The organism is Halomonas sp. 3D7M, from assembly GCF_014897885.1.
Lineage (GTDB): Bacteria > Pseudomonadota > Gammaproteobacteria > Pseudomonadales > Halomonadaceae > Vreelandella.
This window is the reverse complement of the sequence record NZ_JABUZF010000220.1, coordinates 885-7,586: the sequence shown is the minus strand read 5'-3', so window position 1 is coordinate 7,586 and position 6,702 is coordinate 885. Positions and strand designations below refer to the sequence as shown.

The 6,702-nt window shown below is 52.4% G+C and carries 7 protein-coding genes and 1 pseudogene; 5 read left to right on the top strand and 3 right to left on the bottom strand.

What is annotated here, in order from left to right; genetic code table 11:
* The 4 genes and pseudogenes from INT22_RS12495 to INT22_RS12480 all read left to right on the top strand — a co-directional run.
* Positions 1 to 307: pseudogene (locus INT22_RS12495) on the top strand (L-carnitine dehydrogenase); the annotation flags it as partial.
* Positions 307 to 762 (top strand): thioesterase family protein, encoded by a 456-nt coding sequence (locus tag INT22_RS12490; RefSeq protein ID WP_193068310.1) that lies wholly within the window; start codon positions 307 to 309, stop codon positions 760 to 762. The pseudogene INT22_RS12495 and the gene INT22_RS12490, both read left to right, overlap by 1 nt.
* Before the next feature lie 195 nt (positions 763 to 957).
* Positions 958 to 2,559 carry a BCCT family transporter gene (locus tag INT22_RS12485; protein ID WP_193068313.1) on the top strand — a complete coding sequence of 534 codons (1,602 nt, stop codon included), beginning with the start codon at positions 958 to 960 and terminating at the stop codon, positions 2,557 to 2,559.
* A gap of 104 nt (positions 2,560 to 2,663) precedes the next feature.
* Positions 2,664 to 3,497: an alpha/beta hydrolase gene (locus tag INT22_RS12480; RefSeq protein ID WP_193068309.1), complete on the top strand. Its 834-nt coding sequence runs from the start codon at positions 2,664 to 2,666 to the stop codon at positions 3,495 to 3,497.
* Here INT22_RS12480 and INT22_RS12475 read toward each other — a convergent pair.
* Together INT22_RS12475 and INT22_RS12470 are read right to left on the bottom strand one after the other, a co-directional pair.
* On the bottom strand, positions 3,488 to 4,435 hold the full coding sequence (locus INT22_RS12475; RefSeq protein ID WP_193068308.1) for an ABC transporter substrate-binding protein: 948 nt from the start codon (positions 4,433 to 4,435) through the stop codon (positions 3,488 to 3,490). The genes INT22_RS12480 and INT22_RS12475 overlap by 10 nt on opposite strands.
* Before the next feature lie 119 nt (positions 4,436 to 4,554).
* Positions 4,555 to 5,523, bottom strand: coding sequence for a GlxA family transcriptional regulator (locus INT22_RS12470; protein WP_193068312.1), 969 nt, complete (start codon positions 5,521 to 5,523; stop codon positions 4,555 to 4,557).
* A gap of 174 nt (positions 5,524 to 5,697) precedes the next feature.
* Between INT22_RS12470 and hutC the strand changes: the two genes are divergently transcribed.
* Entirely contained in the window at positions 5,698 to 6,414 is a 717-nt protein-coding gene (hutC, locus tag INT22_RS12465) for a histidine utilization repressor (protein ID WP_089037552.1), read from the top strand.
* Between the two features lie 77 nt (positions 6,415 to 6,491).
* Here hutC and INT22_RS20935 read toward each other — a convergent pair.
* On the bottom strand, positions 6,492 to 6,702 hold a 211-nt coding region (locus tag INT22_RS20935; RefSeq protein ID WP_226912683.1), incomplete at its 5' end, for a hypothetical protein.

Below are 6,702 nucleotides of genomic sequence, written 5' to 3'. Positions count from 1 at the left end.
CTACGGCTGTGGTTTGCGTTGGTCACTAATGGGCACCTTTCTCACCTTTCATTTGGCTGGTGGCGAGTCAGGGATGCGCCACATGCTTGAACAGTTCGGTCCGGCGTTAAAACTACCGTGGACAAAGCTTGAAGCTCCCGAGCTTACCAACGAGCTTATTGATCGCGTGGTAGAAGGCTGCGAGCATCAAGCCGCTGGTCGCTCAGTGGCCGAGCTGGATCGCCGCCGTGATGACTTTCTGGTGGAACTGCTCGGCTTAGTACAAAAATATTGGCCTGAAGCCGAAGGTTTGGAAGGACGTATCTAATGATTATTTTACAAAGCCGCGTTGCCTCAGAGTGGGTCGACTACAACGGCCATATGAACGACGCCGAATATGCCCGGGTCTTCTCACTGGCGGTAGAAGAACTCATGGAGCATATCGGCTTAGATAGCGCAGGCCGAGCATGCTACGGCTACACGATCTACACCCTTGAGACGCATCTTTGTTATCGCCGCGAGGCCCACGAAGGGCAACCACTCTGCGTGGAGCTGACCCTGCTGGATCACGATACCAAACGCCTGCATGCTTTCTTCAAGCTACAGGATGAGACAGGCAACCTACTTGCCACCAGCGAGCAGATGCTGATGGGCATTGATATCAATACCGCTCGCCCTGCGCCTTTCCCTGCCCCCGTTGAAGAAGCCATTGCAGCTCTACCCCAAGCTCAGCCTTCGGCCTGGCCAGAGCTGGCCGGCCGCACTATTGCCATACGGCGATAACGACACGGCAAAACCACATAACAAAGCAACACTAAAAAATAATGAGAACCGTCCGCCAGCACGGACGGTTGACCGGGATTGCCGGCCCGACGTCCGGCCCAAGAGGACAAGCATATCGCTACGCCAACTTCCCCTCACCGACCCACGCCGCCTTCGCATAACAACTCACCCAAGGCCGAACTCAGTACAGACTACATGGTGACAGAGCTCGCCCAAGGCGGTTTCTTCCAAGGCATGCACAAGGGAATGACGCTAACCGCTAGCGGCCTAGTGCTGCTGTTCGTACTTTTCACCGGGCTTGGCTCAGATACAGCGGGCAGCGTGTTCGGAGCAACACGCGCCTGGATTGAGAGCACGTTTAGCGGGTATTACCTAATTACCGTCATGCTGCTACTAGCAGTCTGCGCCTTCATTGTCTTCAGCCGCTATGGAAGCGTAAGGCTTGGCACTGACGACAGCCGCCCAGAGTTCAGCAACTTTGCGTGGTTCTCGATGCTCTTCTCTGCAGGTATCGGCATTGGCATCCTGTTTTTTGGCGTCGCTGAGCCCGTGTTCTACCTTGACGATACTGGCGCCTTTGGCTATCCCAACAATCCTCATGCCGACATGGCCGGTGCCGCCGCCATCGGTCACGAGCGCGCTATCGATGCGCTACGCGTCACCGTTTTTCACTGGGGCCTTCACGGCTGGGCCATCTATGTGATTGTCGGTATGTCGCTGGCGTATTTTGCTTATCGAAAAGGGTTGCCGCTAGCACTGCGCTCGGCGCTTTATCCTTTTATCGGTGAACGCATCTTCGGCCCTATCGGCCACCTGTTTGATATCCTTGGGGTGCTGGGTTGCGTCTTTGGCGTCGCTACTTCGCTGGGGCTTGGGGTTAGCCAAATGGCCGTTGGCTTAGAACGGCTAATAGGTGTCGACCCAGGGCTAAATACCCAGTTAATACTTATCGCGGGTATTTCAGTTATCTCAATACTCTCAGCCGTATCCGGCGTACGCGGCGGTATTCGTCTTATTTCCGAGATGAATATCTGGGTGTCCCTAGTGGTCGTGAGCATTTTCCTAATTGCAGGCCCCACGCTGTGGCTCATCATGGCATTCGGCGAAACCATGCTCGACTACGCTATCAATTTTATTCCCATGGGACTTTGGTACGCTGATGAGGAAGGAACCGCCGCTTGGCAACAAGGTTGGACAATCTTCTACTGGGGCTGGTGGCTAGCCTGGGCTCCCTTTGTCGGTCTTTTTATCGCGCGAATTTCTAAAGGCCGTACGTTACGCGAGTTTGTATTGGGCGTTCTGTTAGTACCTACCCTGATCATTTTTGTTTGGCTAATCATCTTTGGCGGCAACGCCATGTATCAGGAGTTATATGCAACGAACGGCCCAGGTAGCGCCGGTATTATTGAGCTGGTTAACGCTTGGAACCTACCCTCAGCGCTGTTTGCCACGGCTGATGGCATTGTCGGCAGCGGCACATTTGGCTGGATACTCTCCGCCATGATGGTATTTCTGCTAATGAGCTGGTTTGTCACCTCTTCAGACTCCGGCACGTTAGTGCTGACCACCATTTTATCGTTAGGTGATAATGAACCGCCTAAACGCTTCCGAGTGTTCTGGGGCGTGGTGATTGGTTTAGTGGCGGCGGTACTGCTGGTTGCCGGTGGTCTTACGGCGCTGCAAACAGCCCTTATTGCAGCCGCCCTGCCACTCAGTGTTGTAGTGCTAGTGATGACGGCTGGTGTGCTGATTTCGCTGTTCCGCGAAACGCTCGATGCACAGCGCAGAAGGCGTTGATCTAACCATCCCGATGACATCAGGCGTGCTTAACGGCAGCGCCTGATTGTCAGTGAGAGACAGCATCAAACCAACGCAGTAACGACTGACTGGTGGAGCCGCTAATGGACATTAACGCTTTTATAACCCGCTTCGATGCGGGCTTAAAAGATATCGAAAATGGCTCTCCTGCAGTAGCACGACAGCGCTACGACCAACTATGCCAAACGTTTGCACCACCTAATCCGTCAGGCATGACAATCACTGACGAAGCGCGGGAAAGCATCGTCCTCCGACACTTTATCCCTGCATCCGCTCAGTTTGGCCAAGTGCTATACATTCATGGAGGTGGGTTTACCCTGGGGTCTATCGACAGCCACCATGGGGTAGCAGCAAATCTAGCAGAGCAGCTAAAGCGTCACGTTATCAGCATTAGCTACCGCTTAGCGCCCGAGGCGAGCTACCACAACATGCTAGAAGACTGCTTCAAGGTTGCTAAAGCCATAAAGCCCATTGCAGTAGTCGGTGACAGCGCTGGCGGTCGCATAGCCATAGATTTAGCCCCCTTACTGCATCATTCTGTGCTGCTAGGACTCATCTATCCGCCGGTCGGCAAACTAAATCAGCAGACGCTGGGAGCCAATGCGCCGTTACTTAGCCGACACGATGTTTTGTCGCTCATTGGCTACTGCCCATGGATTGAAAACCACGTCGATACATTTCCACCAAACATGCAGATTGAGGTTCTTGCAGTTGAGCACGACCCTTTAACCGCACCGCTTGAAAAAGCCATTGCGTCCTGGCAGAACAGCAGCATGCAGATAGGCTATCGCTGTGCAAAAAACATGGTTCATGCGGCACTACATGCCCACGCGAACCTGCCTGAAATGCAAAGCGCTTGGCAAGATTTTTGCCAAGCGCTTAACAAACGGTTAACGCGAAATATTGGTTACTGGTAAGTCGAACGTACCGCCTGTATCGCTGGCTGCCCATCTTTAGTCGTCACGCCATCCAGCCATGTCTCTACGGTGTCTAAATTAGCACTAATCCACTCAGACGCTACCTCGTTGGCGGGACGATCCTCATAGCTGTAGTCATGCACCCACGCGTTTTGATCCTCAATATCCACTACATACTGTGAAAGAAAACGATGCAGCTGGGGATCATCTTCAGCCATATTGGCCGGAACGATAGTCCAAACAGTGCTCTCAATTTGGGCAATGCCCGCCTGATCGGCATCATCCAGATAAGCTATGTCGAAACTGACGTTCATCCAGTGGGGCTCCCAACCAACAAAGGTCACCCACTCTTCATCCGCCATCTTTTGCTCTGCCTGCGCCAACATAGCGGCGGTGGAGCTTTCACGTAGACGCCAATCTCCTAAACCTGCAATGTCATTATCAATAGCCGCCAGAATGGCGGTATTAATCCCGGTGCCCGCCTCGATGCCCTGAACTTCACCGCCAAAGCGGTCACGGTAGGCGTCCAGGTCGGCCACCGATGTTACACCGGCATCATAAACATACTGAGGAACCACCAGACCAGAGCTCGCCCCCTGGATATTGGAGACCACTTTTTCAATTTTATCATCAGCCACCAGAGGCTCTACCATATCGGTTTGCACCGGATACCAGCCGCCCAGATAGACGTCCACATCGTTGCGCGCTAGCCCCTCAAGAATCACGCTTACGGCCAAGTCACGCTGACTTGTGTGATAGCCCATCGCTTCCATCAACTGCGCTGCTACTTCAGATTTCACGGTGACACCTGGCCAGGGAGGAACACCAAACCGTACTTCATCAAGGTCGGCTGCGGCGGGCCCTGACAACGCAAGCGCTGCCACCCCAGCGGCGCTAAGTGCTGACATACCCTTAAAACCAACGAGTGCGTTCTTCATTATAATGTCCTCTTTTGGCAATATACCGCACCAAGTTTGACGACTAGACAACAATGGAAACGACACAAAGCGACATTATCTACGCGTAAAACGACAGAGCTGCGTCGTTCATCGCTCAGTTAGCGGCCCTGTTGGCGTGCCTCTATCGGTGAGCAGCCAAAGCAAGCACGAAACGCTCTGGCAAAGCTCGAACTAGAGCTAAAGCCGCAGGCTACCCCTATGGCGAGTACGCTCATATCAGTTTCAATCAGCAAACGCTTTGACCGCGCCAAACGAAGTGACAAATACCACTGGCGCGGTGTTTGATGAAGGTGATCCTCAAACAACCGCTGCAGCTGACGAGATGACACACCGCTTCGGCGTGCAATCTCAGCCAAAGCAAGAGGCTCCTCTAAATGTCTTTCCATCAATGCAACGGCTTCCACTAAACGCCGGTTATGAGTGCCTAACCGCTGCGCTAACGACATCCGTTGCTGGTCGCTGCGGCTACGTAACCGCTCATGAATAAGCTGTTCCGAGACATCGACGGCTAATTTGCTCCCGTGACGTCTGGCGATGACGGCTAAGGCCATATCCATGGCTGCGGCACCGCCCGCACAGGAAAAACGCCGCTCCCCGATCTCAAATAGCTCGTCGGTCGTTTCAATCGTTGGAAAACGCTCACGAAAGACCGGCAAGCTCTCCCAATGCAAGGTGACCCGCTCACCCTTCAATAACTGAGCGGCGGCTAATATAAACCCTCCGGTGTCTAACCCACCTAGGGCACATCCGGCTTGATCAAGCCGATGTAGCCATGAAATGAGCGCTCGGCTTAAATGATCTTCAGGCTCAAAGCCGCTACACACAGCCAACGATGGCAGGTCGAGACCACCACCCATGGTCTGATCGACTAATAGCGTCATGCCATTGCTTGCGGTGACAGGCTCACCATCACGACTAAAGAGCGTCCACTCAAACAGCGTTTGGCCACTGATACGATTGGCTATGCGTAGCGGCTCTACCGCAGAAAAAAATGCCATCATTGAAAAGCGCGGTAATAATAAAAAACCAACGCGCTCTGGCAGTGCTCCAGAATAGTTTAGGCGCAAAATAACTCCTAAAATAAGCGCTTTCTTATCGATGCTGACGATTACTAAACGCATCAGGCAACGCCAATAAATCCGCGTACATAATACACGCCCAACCAGCAACAGGATGCCCTGGGCCTTTGCACAAGGTACACTGGATAGAGTTAGACATTAGATTCATTTGAAAGGCATTTCATGACCAGCGCTCCCCCACTTTATCTGCAAATACAGCAGCACCTGTTAGAGAAAATCCAGGGCGGTGCCTGGCCAGCACACCACCAGATCCCTCCCGAAGAGCAACTTGCCCGAGATTTTGGGGTAAGCCGAATGACGGCTAATAAAGCGATTCGTGATCTCGTCCAAAAAGGCTACCTAACACGCCAGCCTGGGTTAGGCACCTTCGTGACAGATCGCAAGGCAGAGTCATCCCTGGTCGAGGTCTATAACATTGCCGATGAAGTGCGCTTCAGGGGACACCATTACAGTAATCACGTACTGGTATGTGAAGCCATTGAAGCGGATGACGAAGTCGCTTTGCGGCTAGGCGTTCGCCTGGGTAGCCGCGTGTTTCAAACGCTGCTGGTGCATTTGGAAGACGACACGCCTATTCAACTTGAAAACCGCTATGTTAACCCGCGTTGGGTACCCAACTACTTAACCAGTGATTTTTCACTGCACACACCCAATGAAGTATTGGTAGCGGCCTGCCCGATTACTGACGTAGAGCACACTGTTGAAGCCGTGCTTGTCGACCAGCAAACTGCCGATTGGCTTGCTATTGATACCGCCACCCCCTGCCTGAGCATGGTACGGCGCACGTGGTCAGGCGAGCAGCTCATCAGCTATGCCCGCCTACTCCACCCAGGCGACCGCTACAAACTGCGCTCCTCGGTGCATCGCCAAGCGTCATAATTCTTTTCGTGGCATTGACGTCTATTACCCACATCAAATGTATATACATAAAACCTCACAAACACATAGACATTAGTCTAACCAAATAAATTATCAGCCTTACCAAAAAAATAATAAAAAATTGATTTTATTACAAAAATATAAAAACAATCATTTTTCACTTTACCGCTAGCTGACATTTCTCTACTAACCGTATTGACTAGGAAGCGCTTATTGATCTTAATTGTATATACATTAAGGTTCTTAAGGAGCTCCTCATGCCGAATGCAACGGATCGTCGCCTCTGGC